The following is a 17,191-nucleotide window of genomic DNA, read 5'->3' as shown; positions in this document are numbered from 1 at the left end:
AGCATGTCTGAGAAATTGCAAGTAGAAGCCATCCGTAACGGCTCCGTTATCGACCACATCCCGGCCGGGCAAGGCATCAAGATCCTCAAGCTGTTCCAGCTGGTGGAGACCCAGGAACGCATCACCGTCGGCTTCAATCTCAAGTCGGGCGCGCTGGGCAAGAAAGACCTCATCAAGATCGAGAACACCCGCCTGACCGAAGAGCAGGCCAACCAGCTGGCCCTGTTCGCCCCCAAGGCAACGGTGAACATCATCGAGGAGTTTGAGGTAGTGAAGAAGCACCAGCTCGAGCTGCCCGAGTTCATCGAAGGGGTGTTCGAGTGCCCCAACTCCAACTGCATCTCTCACCAGGAGCCGGTCGCCAGCCACTTTGCGGTTCGCGAGGTGAAGGGCTCGGTGCGGATGAAGTGCAAATACTGCGAGAAGTCCTTCACCCAGGACATAGTGAGCGCCCTCTTCTAAGGCGTTTATGCAGCAATCATGACTAAACAGGGCCCTATCGGGCCCTTTTTTGAGCCCTGTCACATCGATTTTCGACCTGTTCGCTATAATTCCCGCCCTACGCAGAGGGTTTTTCGAAGGCTTATTGGATAAGCAGATAATTACTCTGCATAAACTGTAAAAGCACAAAGATTAGTGCTGAGGTTGTGCCGTGAGGAGGCGCTCTATGGTCAAGACCCTGTCGGGGCATAGCGAGATTAACCACGATGCGGCGCAACTGGATGCCTGCCGCCAGATCATCGCTCGCCACTGCTACGGCACTCAGGAGGAGATCCGCCGCGAACTGGCCCACTTCGGTTTCCCCGATATCAGCCAGTCCACCGTCTCACGGCTGCTGCGTCGCCTCGGCGTCGCCAAGGCGCAAAACGCCAGCGGCAAGAAGATCTACACCCTGGTGGAAGAACAACTGGAAAACGGGGACAGCGCTCGCTCGATTCACGACATGGTCAAGTCGGTGGAGAGCAATCAGCAACTGGTGCTCATTCACACCACTCCGGGAGCCGCTACCGTGGTTGCCCGTATGCTGGATCGCCACGCCGACCCGGAGATCATGGGGGCCGTCGCCGGTAATGATGTGGTGCTGGTGGCCCCGAGGCACATCAGTCGGACCAAACAGACCAGGGATGCGGTGATCCGCACCCTGAAGAAGGCGCACTGACCGGCGTCAGTTCGCTCGATCAATCCCGTACGGAGCGAGCCTCACGCTCGGCGCGCTCACGAGCCAGCACACGCTTGTACCACCAGCTGTTGCGACGACGATGAGTGTTGGAGAAGCGACGGGACATGGATCAATTCCGCGAGTAACGACAGGGGCGGGCATTATGCGATAAACCGCTTCCCCCTGTCTTTAGCTGGATCAATAAAACCCCCCTCAGGCTCCCACCCGCAGACGTTTATCTCCCTTCTCCACCTTGGGTTGCTCCGGCTTGGCTGAAAGAGCATGCCAGCTGAGCGGTCCATTACTCTCCTGCTCATTTTGGGGAGCACAGATCAGTGGACCACTCTCCAGGTCCAACACGGCCCCCAGACTGTAACGGCGATCCTCATACCAGCAGACTCGCTCGCCCGGATTGACGGGGAGCCACAAGCGGGCATCCCCCTCGGCGTGGGCCGCCCCTGCGCCCACCCCCCAGAGACTCAACAGCCCCAACACATGCCACTTCATCATTCGACTCCTCTTGCCTGTTCCCAGTTAGAGCGACCCCTGGCGTGAAAATATTAATCGCCCCCTCTGGCTTTCCATAACCACTGTGATAGCCTGCGCGCCGACTCGTCTGGCCATTTGCTGTACAGCTTATCCCAAGGCTGCCGGCGGGCCGGAACGCCCCTCTCCTTTCGTTTTGGACTTGCTTCAATGCGTGTTGTTTCCCTTATCAAGGTGACACTGCTCAGCCTGATGCTGAGCGGCTGTATCGCCCCCTTGCTGATCTCTCCGGGTAGCCAGTTGATGTGGGCCCTGCTCAAGCCCCTGGTCGGTTTCGACCCCAACGAGGTCAACCTCTTCGAGCAGCCTCTGGTCAAGGATCGCATGACCGCCATACTGGGACCCCACTACGATACCACCATGACCCTGCTCAAGACTGCCAGCGAGTTGCAGCAAGAGGGGCCTCTCTTCTTTGCCCTGTCACGCGCCGTACCCGGGCTGAGCGACAAGGCGGGGCTGGTGTGGAACTCGGACACCAACCAGATGGCGGTCATGTTGGTTGACCAGCAGGGTCCCAAGGTGTTCGCCGAGCCAGGAGCCCGGCCCAGTTGGCCCAACCCCATGCAGGCCTGGCAGGCCCCCCTCGGCAATGCCCAAGGTGCCGTCGGAGCGCTGGGTGCCGTCGGCTCGACGCTGGAGACCCTGAGCAACCCGCAACAGGCGGTAAATGGTCTGGTGCAAAGCGGTACCCGGACTCTGGTGGAGAGTGCTCAACAGGGTGTGACTCAGGCGACGACGCAAGCCACTACCCAGGCCACAAATCAAGCTCGGCAGGCCGACACGCAAGCGGCCATCGAGGCGGTAAACCAAGCCAGCCAGACCAGGACTCAGGTTGCCACCCAGGCCACGAACCAAGCCCTTCAGGCCAGCACGCAAGTGGCCATCGAGGCCACAAATCAGGCCGGGCAGAAAGCCGCCAGCAGTCTCCAGCAGGGCGTCGTCCCCCTGCCCACCCATTCGGCCATCGACCAGGCCCCGGCGGTCGTCACACCTGCCGCCTTAGCCCAAAAGGGGAAAGCGCCGGCCAAGGAACCCGGAGCACAGGGGCAAGCAGAGGCGCCTGCGAGCGTCGGGCAACAGGTTGCCGACAAGGCCAGGGAGCTGGAGCAGCAAGGCAAGGCCATGACCGACAAGCCAACTGCGGCAGCGGCCAAGCAGGCTGCAGCCAGTGCGACCGCGGGAGAAGAGAGCCGCGCCGCCGCCGAGGCCGAGCTGGAGAAGCTGCTGAACTAAAGCGCAATCGAAACGAAGAGGCCACCCTTGGGTGGCCTCTTGGGTTTATGGGTAGTAGCGCTCCCGCTCTCGGGGGCGCTCCTGATGCAGCTGAGATGGCGGCTCGGCAGACGGCTGAGAGTGGCGGGTACCAAACTCGATGGAGGTACGGATGAGGTCCACACCGGCCCTGATGATGATGACCCCCATGTGAACCAACTTGACGCAGACCCAGAGGAAGGCCATCAAGAGGATCAGCTTGAGCACGGTCTGGAAGGCTTCAAGGAAGTTCTGCTCCAGATTGGCGGTCAGGCCGTTGGCACTGGTCATCAACCAGTTGTAGACCTCTCGCACGAAGGGGATACGACTCGGCATCTCCAGTACGTCGAGTGCCGCCGGCAGCGCCTGGAAGATCACCACTGTGCCGAACAGGATCAGGATCACCCCCAGGGTGATGCCGAGGAAAAACGCAAACTGTTTCATGTCTTGACCACTGATAATAAGAACCTGCCAACTATAGCCGCCGCAGGGGGGCCATGTCATGGGATGAACCCGGGAGCCTATACTCAAACACATTCCATAATCTTCGCCGTGATGGAGGCGTGATGAGACATCTCCTTATCCTGCTATGGTGTTGCACTCTACCTCTTTGGGCACTCACTTATTACTCGGAAGAAAACCAGCCCCTCAATGGCCAGGGCCCCCGTGGTGAGGCGAGCGGATTCTCCGTCGAGTTGCTAAAGCTGGTCTGGCAGGAGATGGGGGAAAAGGAGCACCCCATCCACTTCTTGCCCTGGTCCCAGGGCTGGTACCTGCTCACCCAGCAGCCCGGAGTGGTACTCTTTGCCACCTCTCGCACCCGTGCCCGTGCCCCCCATTTTCTCTGGGCCTGCCCCATCAGCGTTTCCCAAATCTCACTCATCGGCCGTAAACAGGACAAGCATGTCATTCACTCCCTCGAAGACCTTCGAGCCTTGCGTATTGGCGCCATGAAGGCGGATGTGGGCGAACAACTGCTGCTCAATGCGGGCCTCTCTCCACAGGGCATAATGTCGGTGGATCGCATGGAGCAAGTGGTGCGCCAACTGGCCCTGTCTCGTACCGACCTGGTCTCGGCCAACCAGGACTTGCTCCTGCACCAGATAGGCAGAATGGGCTTCAACCGGGATGAGTTCGAGATAGTCGCGACCTTGAGCCAGCAAGAGAGCTGTTTCGCCTTCAACCCGACCACCTCGCCCGAGGAGGTACAACATTTCCAGCAGGCTCTGAAGCGGGTAATGAAGAGCCAGGCCTACCGCGCCCTGACCGACAAATACGCCCACATGCTCAACTTTACCCTCAACCCGACGGCCACACCCCTGCTGAAGTAGTTGCCCCCTCCTCCCCTTTCTGTGACCCTGTAGCCATTCGAGGCGAGGGAAAAGATCGTGGTTCGCATCCTCTTCATCATGTTCTCCCTGCTGGCGGGACAAGCCAGCGCGGCGGCACCGACGGCGGCCGTCTGTGTGGTACAGCATCAAGACAGGGTCCTGATGGTACAAGACAGTGTCTCGGGCCGCTTCGGCCTGACCGGTGGCTATATCGATGCCGGAGAGACGCCGGAGCAGGCGGCCCTGCGCGAACTCTACGAAGAGACGGGGCTAAAGGGTGACATTCTCGCCCCCATCGGCCGTTGGCAGCAGGCGGCACTGTTTGCCTGTCGCACCACGACCCCGCTGCAGGCGACCCCCCAGGGGCGCGTCAATCTGCTTCATGCCCCGAATCTGGGGGGCGAGATTCGCCAGGCCAGACTCATCAACCCCCGTGCTCCCGAGGTCGAACTGCGCTTTCCAGAACAGACTCGCTGGCTCGCCGAACAGTTGCCTGCCAATAGCGACAGCCCACGACAGGAGCTGACCGACTTTAGCCAGCAGGGCAATCTGCTGCATCGAACCGAGCTGCCCTGGCTGGAACGACTGCAAACCGGGCTCACTCCTCTGGCCCCGCTGCTGGCGGTAACCAACCTGTTTGGTGAACAGGCCCTCTATCTGGTGCTGCTTCCCCTGCTGCTGCCCTGGTTGGGTTGGCCCAGGCTGCGCGCCATGCTCTTCACCCTGGGCACCCTCGCCTTCTGCATCACCCTCGGCAAGCTGGCCATCGGCTGGCCACGCCCCTTCCATCTGGTGCCCCAACTGGCCGAGCAGGCCAGTGGGGGCTTCGGTATGCCCAGCGGCCACACGGCCACCGCCCTGCTCTTCTGGGGCCTGCTGCTGCGCCAGTGGCGGGGATGCCGCCACCCCCTGATCTGGGCACTACTGGCGGCCCTGCTGACTGGCCTGGCCCGTATCGAGCTGGGAGTGCACTTCATCTCCGATGTATTGGGAGGCTTGCTGCTGGGGGCTCTGCTGCTCAGCCAGTCCGAATTACTGGCCCGGCTCTCTGCCCGCCCCCAGGCATGGTGGGCCCTGAGCCTGCTCGCTCTGGCGCTGGCCTGGCCGACCCAGTCCGGCTCACTGGCCGCCCTGGCCAGCCTGGGAGCCGGTCTGAGCCTGGGACAATCGCTCCCCCTGCGGCGCCATGCCAGCCCTCCCCTGCCGACGGCCCTGCTGGCCCTGTTGGGCAGCCTGCTGTGTGGCCTGCTGCAGTGGCAGCTCCCCCATCTGATGAGCAGCTCTTTCACCATCTTGTTACTACAATGGAGCTCCCTGCTACTGCTCGGCCTCTGGCTGAGCGCAGGCATCTGGCTCCTCTCTCCCACTGCAACCCCTGGAAACGACACCTATGCCCGAGAAGAAGCGTGACCTGGCCAAAGTAACCCTGGGAGTGCTGTTTATCGGCATTCTCATCATCTCCAGCCTCTGGGTCCTCAGGCCTTTCCTGCCCGCCCTCATCTGGGGCACCATGATCACCATTGCCACCTGGCCCCTGCTTCGAATGGTACAGCGCCTGCTATGGGGACGACGGGCCCTGGCCGTGCTGGTCATGACCGGCGCCCTGCTGTTGCTGTTTGTCATTCCGCTCTCCATGGCACTGGCCACCATGGCCGAGAAGGTTCCCCTGCTGCTGGAGTGGGCCGGAACCTTCAACCACTCGACCCCACCCGAGCTCCTCTGGCTGCAACAGATCCCCCTGGTCGGTGACAAGCTGCTGGAGTTGTGGCGCCAGATCCTCGCCAGCGGCGGTCAGGTGCTGTTTGCCAAGCTGACCCCCTATCTGGGTCAGACGGCCAAGTGGCTGGCGGCCCAGGCAGGCAATCTCGGCATGCTGTTTGTCCACTTCCTGCTGACCGTCGCCGTCTGCGGCATGCTCTACCACTCCGGGGAGCGGGCAGCCAACGGCATTCGCCGCTTTGCCCACCGGTTGGCCGGTGAGCGGGGAGACAACGCCACCGTGCTGGCCTCTCAGGCGATCCGCGCCGTGGCCCTCGGGGTAGTGGTCACCGCCCTGGTGCAATCCACCGTGGCCGGTATCGGTCTGCTGATCGCCGGTATCCCCTACGTGATGGTGCTGGTGGTGTTGATGTTCGTGTTGATCATCGCCCAGATAGGCCCCTTCCCGGTGCTGCTCGGTGCCATCGGTTACCTCTATTGGAGCGGCGACAATACCTGGGGCACCTTCCTGCTGGTGTGGTCCCTGTTTGCCGGCAGCATGGATAACTTCCTGCGCCCCTACCTCATCAAGCAGGGGGCCGACCTGCCCCTGATCCTGATCCTGGTGGGGGTTATCGGTGGCCTGTTTGCCTTCGGCATCATAGGCCTCTTCATCGGCCCGGTTGTGCTGGCCGTGGCCTATACCCTGCTCGATGCCTGGATCCGGGAAGGGGAGGAGAAAGAGGCCGCCGCACGGGTACAGGAACCCACTGCGGCCACCTGACCCGACTTCCCTCAGGACGGTTGATGCAGGGTGATGCAGTGGATCCCACCGCCCCCTGCCGCCACCGGGTCTATGTCCACGGGCACTATCTTGCGACCGGGGTAGAGCGCCCCGAGCAGGGTCTGGCAGTGGACATCGGCCTCGGGATCACCAAACCGGGGGATCACGACGGCGCCGTTGATCGGCAGATAGTTGATATAGCCGGCGGCAAAGTCGGGGCTGCGGCTGAAGCGGTTATCCCTGGGCTGGCGCGGTGGGGGCAGAAGATGCAACTGCAGCGCCCTGCCATCGGCATCCCGCGCCCCCTGCAAGATGGCCAGGTGTTCGCGGGTCACGGCGTAGTCATGGGAGTCAGGGTCGTTGTCCAGATTGACCACCACCACGCCGGGACGCACGAAGCGGGCATAGAAGTCCACATGGGCATCTGTGATGTCCCGCCCCTTGATCCCCGGCAACCAGATGATCTTCCGTAACCCGAGCAGCCCCTTGAGCTCGGCCTCCAGCTCGGCACGGGCCACTCCGGGGTTACGATTGTCGTTGAGCCAGCAGCTTTCGGTCATGATCGCCGTGCCCTCACCATCCACCTCTATGCCACCTCCCTCGCCCGTGATGTTGGCCCGCAGATGACGCGCCCCGCTGGCCCTGGCCACCACCGCCGCCAACCGACTGTCGCTGGCGTGTTCCTGCTTCTCCCCCCAGCCGTTGAAGTTGAAGTCCACCAGGGCGAGTCCGTCCCCATCCCGCACGAAGACGCCCCCGCTGTCACGCACCCAGATATCGTCCAGAGCCACCGGGATGAAACGGGTATTGCTCTCGCCACACAGTCGCCGCGCCAGGACCTCCTCACCCGGTCGACACAGCACGGTGACCGAAGTGAAAGGGGTCATGGCGCGCACCAGTCGGCCTATGGTGGCCTGCACCTCCTGAAACGAGCGCCCCCAAATGGCACGACTGGCGGCAAACGCCACCCAGACTCGCTCCTGAGGCGCGCTCTCGTCGGGCATGACCAGAGACTCCTCTGCATCGGCCCACCCCAGGGGGGTAACGGCCAGCACGCCCAGGGCGGCCATCATCTTGAGCAGGATACGGCGAGTGTTCATCTTGACTCCTATCATTAGTTTTTATTACAGGTTCACAACACAGTGATAGGCTAGATGTCCAATGCATGCGGAACAAACGATCAATTTAGCGACAAAGTGATAAGCAAGGCTAATCAATGAAACTCAAACAGTGGCCCCCGCTCAACGTGCTGCGCGGCTTCGAGGCCGCCGCCAGACTGGGCAGTTTTCACAGGGCGGCAGAGGAGCTGCATCTCACCCAGTCTGCCATCAGCCAGCAGATCCGAAGCCTGGAGGAGATGCTCGGCCAGCCCCTCTTCCTGCGCCAGGGCCGCGGCGTGATCCTCACCGATGCGGGTGCCGACCTGCAGGCCACCACCTGTGAGGTATTACAACAACTGGTCGCGGGCCTAAAGCGACTCGACCAGTATCAGAAACCCAACCAGGTGATCCTGCACACCAGCCAGGAGTTGGCCCGCTACTGGCTGGTGCCCCGCCTCCCGGCGCTGCGCCAGTGCCACCCGGAGATCGATCTCTGGCTCGTCACCGGCAGCGAGCCCCCCGACATGCAGGGCGACACCATTGACCTGGCACTCCATGCGAACCTCAAGGCCCAGGCCGATTGCGACCTCTACAGCCTGTATCAGGATTGGCTGCTGCCGGTGGCGGCACCGGCCATCGCCCACCGGTCACCCGAGGAGCGACTGACCCTGCACGGGGAGCGGGAGATGGATTGGCAACGCTGGCTGCTGCAAGGGGGAGACGGGCTCGGGCTGAGAGAGGAAGGATTCAACTTCTCGGATCCCGGCCTGCTGCTGGAAGCCGCCATCGGAGGTGTGGGCGTGGCCCTGGCCTGCGAACTACTGGCCCGACCGGCTCTCGAGGAGGGGCGCCTGCTTCCCCTTTCAGCCCACAGGGTCAAGGGCCCCCGCTGGGACCTGCTGATCCACAGAGAGAGCCGCGAGATACCCCACTGCCGTACCCTGCTCACCTGGTTGCGCCAGGCATTCTGAGCCCCGTCACTGACAGGGGAGGCTCAGGCTGCTCTAATGGATAACCCCATCACTGGAGTCCGATGTGAACATCTACCCACAGTGGCTGATCGCCTCCTGGCAGCGCTGCAGCCTGCAAAGCGCCCCCACCCCCTGGCAACCGCCTCACCAGGCCCGTGGCCAGACCCTGCAGAGCATGCTGCAACGCAAACGGGATCTGGTGGTGACCGGCGAGATGGCCCTCGAGGATCTCTACGAGTACATGGAGGGGCGCCGCTGCGCCCTGCTGCTCACCGACGAGAGCGGCTGCCTGCTGGCACGGGTCGGCCATGGGGAGATCCTGGCGGCGCTCGGTGAGCTCGGGTTGCTGCAGGGGGCCTTCCTGAGTGAGGGGCGCCTCGGCAGCAATGCCATCAACCTGGCGGGCTACCTGGGGACCCCCCTGACCCTGCGTGGCAAGGAGCACTTCAAGGAGGCCCTGCACGGCTGGGTCGGCTCGGCGGCGCCCGTCTTCAATCCCCAGGGACGTCTGGTGGCCATGCTGGCCCTCTACTGCCCCCTCGAAGAGGCTCAGCCGGGGGATCTGGCGCTGGCCGTCGCGGCGGGAAGAGAGCTGGCCAACCAGCTACAGATGGAGGGGCTGATGCAAGAGTCCCAGCGTCACCTGAGTGAGCTCTATGCCCTGCTGGAGGGGATGGACGACGGCGTGCTGGCCTGGGATCACCAGGCAAAGATCCGCTACCTCAACCGGCTCGCCGCCGAACGCCTTGGATTGGACCCGGCCCGGGTGCTCGGGCAGCCTCTCGCGCTCTATCTGCGCCTGCCGAGGCGACTGGAGCTGGCCATCGAATCGGACGAGCCATTGAGCCACGTAGATCTGACGCTGGAGTGCGAGGGACGGCTCCTCCCCGTGCTGCTCAGTCTCAAGCGTGTGCCAACCCCGCTGGGGGCCCACTTTATCGCACTGCTTCATCCGGCCGAGCGCCTCGAAGCCCTCTGGCTTCGGCGCCAACCGCCCCCCATCCTGGTCGCCGATTCCCAATCCATGACCCGAGTCCTGCGTCTGGCCCGTCAGGCCGCCCACGGCAACGGCCCCGTGCTGCTGCGCGGTGAGCCCGGCAGTGGTAAAGGGGCGCTCGCCGCCTATCTGCATCAGGAGGGGAGTCAGGCCGATGGCCCTCTGGTCACCGTGGATTGCCAGGCCATCCCGGCGACCCGCCTGGAGCAGTTGCTGATGGGATGTGACGAGGAGGGGCTGGAGCGGCCCGGCAAGATAGAAGAGGCCCATGGCGGCACCCTGCTACTGGAACAGATAGAGCACCTGACCCAGCCCCTGCAGGGGGCGCTGCTGCATTGGCTCAAGAGCGGGCGGCTGCAGCGCTTCGACTCCCCCCGGGTACTGCTGCCGAAATGTCGCCTCATCGCCACCAGCACTGCCGATCTCGAGGAGTGGGTGGAACAAGGGGGCTTCGGTCGTCAGCTGCTCTTTGCCCTGCAGGGGTTCGAGCTGTGGCTGCCCCCCCTGCGCGAGCGCATCGCCGATCTGCCTCGCCTCATCGCCCAGCAGCTGGAACAGCAGGGGGATCCCCGCCGCCTCTCGGCCAGGGCTCGGGAGCGGCTGTTGGCCCACCCCTGGCCCGGTAACCTGACCGAGCTGCACGCGGCCATCGAACACGCCAGGCTCAGGGCCGAAGGGGAGTCTATCGAGCCGGAGCACCTGCCATCCACCCTGCGACACACCCGGGTCGAGACCGTGGAGCCCCCCTCCCTGATGACACTGGCCGAGCAGGAGCGCCGTGCCCTGCTTGAGGCGGCGGCCCTTTGTCAGGGACGAGTGCAGCAGATGGCCGAGCGGCTCGGCATCAGCCGCACCACCCTATGGCGCCGGCTCAAGGCCCTCGACATAGACATGTCACACTACCGGGATCACTCGGCATCACCGAAGCGCTCGGCCGCCAGCTGACGAAACGCCATCAGGGCCAGGGCCCCGTCGCCACCACGGGCGTAGAGGGTGAGGGTATCCCCCCGCTTTACATCGAGCAGGGCCAGCCGGCTCAGGCTGCGCGGGTTGGCCTCCTGATCCCCCTTGCACAGGCGTAGCTCGGCATTGAAAGGCTTGAGCGCCGCCACCAGGCGCGCCGCCGGCCGCACATGCAGCCCATGGGGATTCTCCACCACCACTTCACAGCTCTGCCAGGGGTCGGCGATCGGCTCGGGCTCAGCCAACTCAACCACCTGCGGCTGTGCCTGGTGTGCCAACATGGCCTGCTTGGGTGCCAGGGCCCCTCGCGCCTCGGCGGCCACCGCCTCCAGTCCCATACCGGCGCCGGCCGCCACCACGGCGGCCAGGGTCCCCTCCACCAGCGGTGCCGGGCAGAGACAGACTCGCTCGGCGAGATCCTCGGGCAGCAGATCCAGCGCCGTCTCGGCACTGAGCAGGGCACTGCCGAGATCCATCAACACCAGCACCCCCTCCCCGTCATCCGCCGCCTCGATGGCGCTCATCACGGCGACCGCATCGGTTCCTATGGGGTGAGCGGGATCGTCCACCCCGGCCGCCAACTCGAGACGTGCCGCCGAGCCGAGCTGGCTCACCAGCTCCTGAATGCCGGCCGCCAGGGTGGCGCTGTGGGAGACCACGACGATGCCGATCATGCGCCACCTCCTGCGCTGCGAGCCAGAGCGGCGAGCAGCAGACAGGTAGAGGTCGCCCCCGGGTCCTGATGCCCTATGCTGCGCTCACCCAGATAGCTGGCGCGCCCCTTGCGCGCCTGCATGGGAATGGTGTCCCGGGCCCCCTGCTCGGCGGCGGCCACCGCCTCGGCCAGGGCCTGGGGCAGCTCGGCGCCTCGCACTTGTGCCTGCCCGAGGGCAGCCAGCGCCGGCCACCAGGCGTCGCACATGGTCTTGTCACCGGGCTCGGCCCGACCACGTGCCACCACCCCTTCGACCCCCTCACCCAGCATCTGCTGCAACTCGGCCAGGCTCAGGCACTGATGGGCATCGGCCACGGCTGCGGCACGAATGAAGAAGGTGCCGTAGAGTGGCCCGCTCGCCCCGCCCACCGAGGAGAGCAGGGTCATGCCGGTGGTCTTGAGGATCTGGCCTATGTCCTTGTCGGCCACACTCGGCAGCTTCTCGGCCACCTTGGCGAAGCCACGCTGCATGTTGATGCCGTGATCCCCGTCGCCGATATCGGTATCGAGCCCGGTCAACACGTCACGCTCCCGCTCAAACACGCCGGCGCACGCCTGCAGCCAGGCCACGATCTGTTCTCTGGTCAGCATGAGACCTCCTTAGCAACCACGACGCAGGGCCGGGGTATGGACCGGGGCATCCCACAGCCCCATCAGCTCGTCGTCCACCTTCACCAGGGTGATGGAGATGCCGCTCATATCGAGGGAGGTGCAGTAGGGGCCGATGAGGTTGCGCACCAGGTGGATGCCCGCCGAGTCACACAGACGGGCCAGCTTGCCGTACACCCCGTAGAGCTCGGAGAGGGGGGTGCCGCCGAGGCTGTTGACCAGGGCGATGACCCGATCCCCCTCTCCCAGCGGAGCTATGGTCACCTCCTCCTCGAGCCAGTTGCCGAGCTCCCGATCCCAGCGGCGCAGAGTCCGGCTGTAGGGGGTCTTCTCGATCAGAGTGAGGAACATCTGCTCGACCAGGGTGTCGAGATCCTGATAGCCGCGCCGTTCGATGCCCGGCTCCCCGTGGATGCCGACCCCAAACTCCAGCTCGTCGTCGGCCAGGGTGAAGGAGGGCTTGCCCGCGGCCGGCACGGTACAGGCGTGCAGGGCAACGCCGATACTGCGACTCTGGTTGTTGATACGCCGGGCCAGGGCCTCGCAGCGCTCCAGGTCATAACCCGCCTCGGCCGCCGCCCCTACCAGCTTCTCGATCACCACGGTCGCCGCCACCCCGCGCCGACCCGCCGTATAGAGGCTGTCTTTCACCGCCACATCGTCATCGACCAGGGCAAAGCCAACCTTGGCCCCCTCCCCGTGCAGCAGCTCGACCGCCGTCTCGAAGTTGAGCACGTCGCCGGTGTAGTTCTTCACCAGAAACAGCACCCCGGCGCCCCCATCGACCGCCTGGGCACACTCATACATCTGATCCGGTGTCGGTGAGGTGAACACCTCCCCCGGGCAGGCACCGTCGAGCATGCCTCGCCCGACCAGGCCACCGTGCATCGGCTCGTGGCCGCTGCCGCCCCCGCTCACCAGGGCCACCTTGCCCGCCACAGGCGCGTCGGCACGGGTGATGAAATGGGGCTCGATACGCACCTTCAGCTCGGGGTGGGCGGCCGCCATCCCCATCAGTTGTTCGCGTACCACGGCATCGACGGCATTGATCAGCTTCTTCATCGTGACTCCCTCCTGGCCCGACGGGCATAAGTGATATGGCCAGTCTAGGGGGCCATCGGAAGGAACCAAGCTCATCCCGATCCGATTCAGAATGAAACACAATGAGAGGGAGGCCTGTTCCACAATGAAACAAGTCATCAGGAGAGAGAGAAAAAATGTGAAGCCACCCAAACGACACAGGGCGCCCGAAGGCGCCCTGTTCATTCGACATGGGATCAGATGGCCCAACCGCCGGCGTAGAAGGCCACCAGGGCCACGGCGATAAGCATGGTGCCCAGGTTGAGCCGCTTGGCTTCACCGGCCACCAGACGACCGACCACCAGAGAGGCGAAGCCAATCATGATGCCGGTGACGATATTGCAGGTCAGTACGATAAAGACGGCGCACAGCATGCCACAGAGAGCGTCGACGCTGTCCTTGAAGTCCAGCTTGGTGATGTTGCCGAGCATCAGCAGGCCCACGTACATCAGGGCCGGAGCGGTGGCGTAGGCCGGTACCAGGTAGCTGAGGGGCGAGAGGAAGATCATCAGCAGGAACAGCACCCCGACCACGGTGGCGGTGAGACCGGTCTTGCCACCGGCGGCGGTGCCGGCGGCCGACTCGATGTAGACGGCGGCCGGAGCCCCGCCCACCACGCCGGAAACGATGCTGCTGACCGAGTCGGCGGTCAGCGCCTTGCCACCGCTGATGATGTGGCCGCGCTCGTTGATGAGGCCGGCCTGGCCCGCCACGGCACGGATGGTGCCGGTGGCATCAAACACGGCGGTCATCACCAGGGCCAGCACGCTCGGGATCACCGCGGCGTTGAGGGCCCCCATGATGTCCATGCTGCCCACCAGGGAGCCCTGCTCACCGGTCAGGCTCGGCATGGCGAAGAAGCCCTGCCAGGTCACCTTGGGATCGAAGGCCAGCCCCAGCAGGGAGATGGCGACGATCACCATCAGGATCCCGCCCGGTACCCGGCGGCGCTCCAGGCCGAAGATGGCCGCCAGCCCCAGCAGGGTCATGATGACGGGGAAGGAGGTGAAGTCGCCGAGCTGTACCGGCAGGCCGGCCCCCTCGTTCTTTACCACCAGGCTGACGCTGTTGGTGGCGATCAGCAGCAGGAACAGGCCGATGCCGATGCCGGTACCGTGGGCGATGCCGAAGGGGAGGTTGGCCAGGATCCACTGGCGCACACCGGTGGCGCTGATGAGGGTGAAGAGCACCCCCATCCAGAAGATGGCGCCGAGCGCCACCGGAATCGAGATGCCCTGACCCAGCACCAGGCTGAAGGCGGTGAAGGCGGTCAACGAGATGGCGCAGCCGATGGCCATCGGCAGGCGCGCCCACAGCCCCATCAGCAGAGAACCGAAGGCGGCGATGAGGCAGGTGGCCACAAATACGGGCCCCTGCTCGAAGCCGGCGGCTCCCAGCATATTGGGCACCACTATGATGCTGTAGACCATGGCGAGGAAGGTGGTGAGACCGGCGACCAGCTCCTGGCGCACCGAGCTGCCCCGCTCATGAATCGAGAAATATGTGTCCAAAAATCCGCCCCGTTCCGTCGAAGCGACTGCGTGTTGCTCTGCCATTGCCTTGATCTCGCAAAAGTGTGAAGGAAATCGTTTGTCTGATGGGCGCGCAAAATAGCAGGAAACAGGGGGAAATGCAGCGAATTCGTCAAACGTTTTCCTGTCTTTTGCCGAACTTGCATCAATTTGGAGTCGATCTGAGCCAACGGTTCCCACTCCTCGCTTATCTATACTGAAACCAGTCCGCCATGGAGGTCAGATCATGCATATCGGCAACCTGCTCAAGATGCTCCCCGACTCCCTGCCCTGCGAGCTGTTTGAAGACATCCTCAGCACCGATCGCCTGCGCATCGAGCGTATCCTGTCACGGGGGCAGAGCACCCCCCAGGGAGAGTGGTACGATCAAAACGAGCACGAGTGGGTATTGCTGGTGGAGGGAGAGGCGGTGCTGAGCATCGAGGATCCCCAAAGTGGCGAAGCCCGGCTGCTGCGCCTCGGCCCCGGCGACTACCTCAATCTGCCAGCCCATCAGCGCCACCGGGTGGAGTCCACGGCGCCGGATCGCACCACCATCTGGCTCGCCATCTTCTACTGAGAGCGACACGGTTATGTGATGAAAACGTCACCATCTCTTGCCTCGTCTGGTTGAAGCGAAGCGAATTGATTAACCTGTCAACAGAGGCGACAAGGAGATCCCTATGAACCCCAAAATCACCGCCCGTCAGCAACATCTGACCGCACTGCTGGCATCGGGGGAAGAGATCCGCATCGGTAACGAGCAGCGCTGCCCCCTGCCCCTGGCCGAGCTGGGACGGATCGGTGCCGATCACCCCGCGGTGATCCAGCGGTGCGACAGCGGACTCACCGCCGAGGTACTGCATCTTGAGCTGTCCGGTGAGCAGTGGTGCCTGAAACGGGCGCGTCCCGTCTCCCGCGTCGCCAATCCGGACGGCACGACCGCCTTCCTGACCGAGCTGCAGCGACGCCAGGAGATTGAGAGCCTGCGTGAGCTCCACCCCGACCTGCTGCCCCAGGTCGTCAGCACCCGTTTCGGCTCTCTGCAGCACGGCCTGTTGCTCTCTCCCTGGTTGCCGGGCAAACCCCTGTCGCGCATCAATGAGCGCGTGTTGCAGCAGATGCTCAATGCCGAGGGTGAGTTGGCACACTGGGGATTCTTCGACTGGGACCCGAGCCCGGGCAACTTGCTCGACGACGGCCACCAGATCCGCCTGTTCGACTTTGGCTACATGTGGCCCTTCGACCCCCTCCACGAGTTCAACTCCAACGGCCTGAGCGATCCCGATTTCCATGTCCCTGAGCGGCTCGAGACCCGCGCCCTGTCTGGGATCTGGCTCGGGCTGGACGATCCCCTGCCCCAGTTCCACCTGTGGCGTGAACTCTGCCTCGAGTGGGCACGATGGGAGCTGGCCAGCCTGCGCCGACGGGGGGCCTCACTCCCGGTGCTGACCCGACTGGAGGGGCTCATCGCCCGCTGGCGGGAAGCCCTGAGCGGCCCAGAGGCCCTCTGGGCCCACTGGCTGCGGGACATGTATCGCAGCCACCTGCTCGACGTGCTGGACGATCTCAGCGGCCAGAGCGCGACGCCCCTCACCCTGCAGCGTGTCGACTGGCTGGTGCAGCATCTGGAGCGAGACTTCAACCTGCTGCAGGGGCATCTGATGCCCGCCGATGCGGGGCTCGGGCGGGCCGCACTGGGCGAGCGCTACCACACTCTGCGCCGCCAGGTGGAAGCCTGCCAGCTGGCCTGACCGGCAACAAAAAGCCCCGCCAAGGCGGGGCTCACTCTGCACCGGACGGGCTTAACGGCCCGATTCGGCGATCACGCGGGCGACGATGTCGGCACGCTTGCCCGGCTCCATCTCTTCGAGGGCGATCAGGGCCGCCTTGATCAGCACCCCCTTGGGAATGCTCATGTCGTCAAAGGTGATGGTGGCGTCCAGGTGCAGGGCGTGCAGGCGGCTGGCATCCTTCGGACCCAGGTTCAGCTGCATGGTGAGCGGGGAGCCCTTCTTCTTGGCCTTCTCGGCCTTGTTGGTGTCGAAATCAGACATAGTGGTTCAAACCTGTTGTGTGAGCGGGACTTACCAGTCCTCGTTGCGAATAAAGGCGCGCCAGGAGGTCAGCACGGCGGCGAAATCCTCGAGGCCGCACAGGGCCAGCTGTTCATCGTCATAGTAGGCGAGATCGTCGAGATCCTCGTCCAGGCTGATGTTGAGCACGTTGGCTTTGACCTCGGCCTCCTCCTGGGTCAGGGTCAGGGAGTAGTCACGCCCGGGACGGCGGAACTCCTCCTGCTGGCGGGCCGAGAGGCGGTCGATGACGGCGAACAACTCGTCGAGCACGGCCTCGTCCTTGCCCACCTCGTCGATCAGCCACTGGCCGATGGCCTCGTGGCCCATGGAGAAGCGGGCACGATAGCCGCCGAAGCCATCACGCCGAAATTCATAATCCATCGTGGGGTCCAACTGGG

Annotated in this window: 19 protein-coding genes; 10 read left to right on the top strand and 9 right to left on the bottom strand. The window is 64.0% G+C overall.

Annotated elements, in window-relative coordinates; all coding sequences use genetic code 11:
* Positions 1 to 3 precede the first annotated feature (3 nt).
* A complete protein-coding gene (pyrI, locus tag AB5Y48_RS03540; protein WP_368163762.1) occupies positions 4 to 462 on the top strand; it encodes an aspartate carbamoyltransferase regulatory subunit in 459 nt (152 codons plus the stop codon).
* A gap of 205 nt (positions 463 to 667) precedes the next feature.
* The gene (locus AB5Y48_RS03535; RefSeq protein WP_050667774.1) at positions 668 to 1,159 is read left to right on the top strand and encodes an arginine repressor; all 492 of its coding nucleotides are present in this window, start codon (positions 668 to 670) and stop codon (positions 1,157 to 1,159) included.
* 213 nt (positions 1,160 to 1,372) lie between these two features.
* Here the strand turns inward: AB5Y48_RS03535 and AB5Y48_RS03530 are convergent, their stop codons facing one another.
* The gene (locus AB5Y48_RS03530; RefSeq protein WP_136612777.1) at positions 1,373 to 1,669 is read right to left on the bottom strand and encodes a DUF1496 domain-containing protein; all 297 of its coding nucleotides are present in this window, start codon (positions 1,667 to 1,669) and stop codon (positions 1,373 to 1,375) included.
* Positions 1,670 to 1,855: 186 nt separating this feature from the next.
* Between AB5Y48_RS03530 and AB5Y48_RS03525 the strand changes: the two genes are divergently transcribed.
* Complete coding sequence (locus AB5Y48_RS03525; RefSeq protein ID WP_368163761.1) at positions 1,856 to 2,938, top strand: hypothetical protein; 1,083 nt, start codon at positions 1,856 to 1,858, stop codon at positions 2,936 to 2,938.
* A 45-nt stretch (positions 2,939 to 2,983) separates the two neighbouring features.
* Here AB5Y48_RS03525 and AB5Y48_RS03520 read toward each other — a convergent pair whose 3' ends face one another.
* Positions 2,984 to 3,400, bottom strand: a complete 417-nt coding sequence (locus AB5Y48_RS03520; protein WP_050667777.1) for a hypothetical protein — start codon at positions 3,398 to 3,400, stop codon at positions 2,984 to 2,986.
* 122 nt (positions 3,401 to 3,522) lie between these two features.
* On the opposite strand from AB5Y48_RS03520, the gene AB5Y48_RS03515 reads away from it, so the two are divergent.
* Genes AB5Y48_RS03515 through ydiK form a run of 3 tightly spaced genes read left to right on the top strand, consistent with a single transcriptional unit; the run spans position 3,523 to position 6,769 of the window.
* Entirely contained in the window at positions 3,523 to 4,287 is a 765-nt protein-coding gene (locus tag AB5Y48_RS03515; protein ID WP_368163760.1) for a substrate-binding periplasmic protein, read from the top strand.
* Positions 4,288 to 4,344: 57 nt separating this feature from the next.
* Positions 4,345 to 5,697 (top strand): bifunctional NUDIX hydrolase/phosphatase PAP2 family protein, encoded by a 1,353-nt coding sequence (locus tag AB5Y48_RS03510; RefSeq protein WP_368163759.1) that lies wholly within the window; start codon positions 4,345 to 4,347, stop codon positions 5,695 to 5,697.
* A complete protein-coding gene (ydiK, locus tag AB5Y48_RS03505; protein ID WP_368163758.1) occupies positions 5,678 to 6,769 on the top strand; it encodes an AI-2E family transporter YdiK in 1,092 nt (363 codons plus the stop codon). Before AB5Y48_RS03510 ends, ydiK begins: the two co-directional genes overlap by 20 nt.
* An 11-nt stretch (positions 6,770 to 6,780) precedes the next feature.
* Here ydiK and AB5Y48_RS03500 read toward each other — a convergent pair whose 3' ends face one another.
* Positions 6,781 to 7,869, bottom strand: a complete 1,089-nt coding sequence (locus AB5Y48_RS03500; protein WP_050667781.1) for an agmatine/peptidylarginine deiminase — start codon at positions 7,867 to 7,869, stop codon at positions 6,781 to 6,783.
* A 116-nt stretch (positions 7,870 to 7,985) separates the two neighbouring features.
* Here AB5Y48_RS03500 and AB5Y48_RS03495 point away from each other — a divergent pair, with 116 nt between their 5' ends.
* Both AB5Y48_RS03495 and dhaR read left to right on the top strand, forming a co-directional pair.
* A complete protein-coding gene (locus tag AB5Y48_RS03495; RefSeq protein WP_060583854.1) occupies positions 7,986 to 8,840 on the top strand; it encodes a LysR family transcriptional regulator in 855 nt (284 codons plus the stop codon).
* A 64-nt stretch (positions 8,841 to 8,904) separates the two neighbouring features.
* The gene (dhaR, locus tag AB5Y48_RS03490) at positions 8,905 to 10,782 is read left to right on the top strand and encodes a dihydroxyacetone kinase operon transcriptional regulator DhaR (protein WP_368163757.1); all 1,878 of its coding nucleotides are present in this window, start codon (positions 8,905 to 8,907) and stop codon (positions 10,780 to 10,782) included.
* Here dhaR and dhaM read toward each other — a convergent pair.
* From dhaM to AB5Y48_RS03470, 4 genes are all read right to left on the bottom strand, one after another.
* Positions 10,746 to 11,474, bottom strand: coding sequence for a dihydroxyacetone kinase phosphoryl donor subunit DhaM (gene dhaM / locus AB5Y48_RS03485; protein WP_224162306.1), 729 nt, complete (start codon positions 11,472 to 11,474; stop codon positions 10,746 to 10,748). The genes dhaR and dhaM overlap by 37 nt on opposite strands.
* Positions 11,471 to 12,106 (bottom strand): dihydroxyacetone kinase subunit DhaL, encoded by a 636-nt coding sequence (gene dhaL, locus AB5Y48_RS03480; RefSeq protein ID WP_368163756.1) that lies wholly within the window; start codon positions 12,104 to 12,106, stop codon positions 11,471 to 11,473. Before dhaL ends, dhaM begins: the two co-directional genes overlap by 4 nt.
* Before the next feature lie 9 nt (positions 12,107 to 12,115).
* A complete protein-coding gene (dhaK, locus tag AB5Y48_RS03475; protein WP_050667786.1) occupies positions 12,116 to 13,186 on the bottom strand; it encodes a dihydroxyacetone kinase subunit DhaK in 1,071 nt (356 codons plus the stop codon).
* Positions 13,187 to 13,401: 215 nt separating this feature from the next.
* Complete coding sequence (locus tag AB5Y48_RS03470; RefSeq protein WP_060583846.1) at positions 13,402 to 14,760, bottom strand: NCS2 family permease; 1,359 nt, start codon at positions 14,758 to 14,760, stop codon at positions 13,402 to 13,404.
* A gap of 202 nt (positions 14,761 to 14,962) precedes the next feature.
* On the opposite strand from AB5Y48_RS03470, the gene AB5Y48_RS03465 reads away from it, so the two are divergent.
* Together AB5Y48_RS03465 and AB5Y48_RS03460 are read left to right on the top strand one after the other, a co-directional pair.
* Complete coding sequence (locus AB5Y48_RS03465; RefSeq protein WP_136612770.1) at positions 14,963 to 15,295, top strand: cupin domain-containing protein; 333 nt, start codon at positions 14,963 to 14,965, stop codon at positions 15,293 to 15,295.
* Between the two features lie 103 nt (positions 15,296 to 15,398).
* Positions 15,399 to 16,469 carry a hypothetical protein gene (locus AB5Y48_RS03460; protein ID WP_224162304.1) on the top strand — a complete coding sequence of 357 codons (1,071 nt, stop codon included), beginning with the start codon at positions 15,399 to 15,401 and terminating at the stop codon, positions 16,467 to 16,469.
* A gap of 51 nt (positions 16,470 to 16,520) precedes the next feature.
* Here AB5Y48_RS03460 and AB5Y48_RS03455 read toward each other — a convergent pair whose 3' ends face one another.
* Both AB5Y48_RS03455 and AB5Y48_RS03450 read right to left on the bottom strand, forming a co-directional pair.
* Positions 16,521 to 16,772, bottom strand: a complete 252-nt coding sequence (locus AB5Y48_RS03455) for a hypothetical protein (protein WP_050667790.1) — start codon at positions 16,770 to 16,772, stop codon at positions 16,521 to 16,523.
* 30 nt (positions 16,773 to 16,802) lie between these two features.
* Positions 16,803 to 17,174 (bottom strand): YacL family protein, encoded by a 372-nt coding sequence (locus AB5Y48_RS03450; RefSeq protein ID WP_005354391.1) that lies wholly within the window; start codon positions 17,172 to 17,174, stop codon positions 16,803 to 16,805.
* Positions 17,175 to 17,191 lie beyond the last annotated feature (17 nt).

Source organism: Aeromonas sp. R6-2, assembly GCF_040908155.1.
In the GTDB taxonomy this organism is placed as follows: Bacteria; Pseudomonadota; Gammaproteobacteria; order Enterobacterales; family Aeromonadaceae; genus Aeromonas; species Aeromonas schubertii.
Note: the sequence above shows the minus strand (reverse complement) of the source record. Positions and strands in the feature narration are given on the sequence as shown.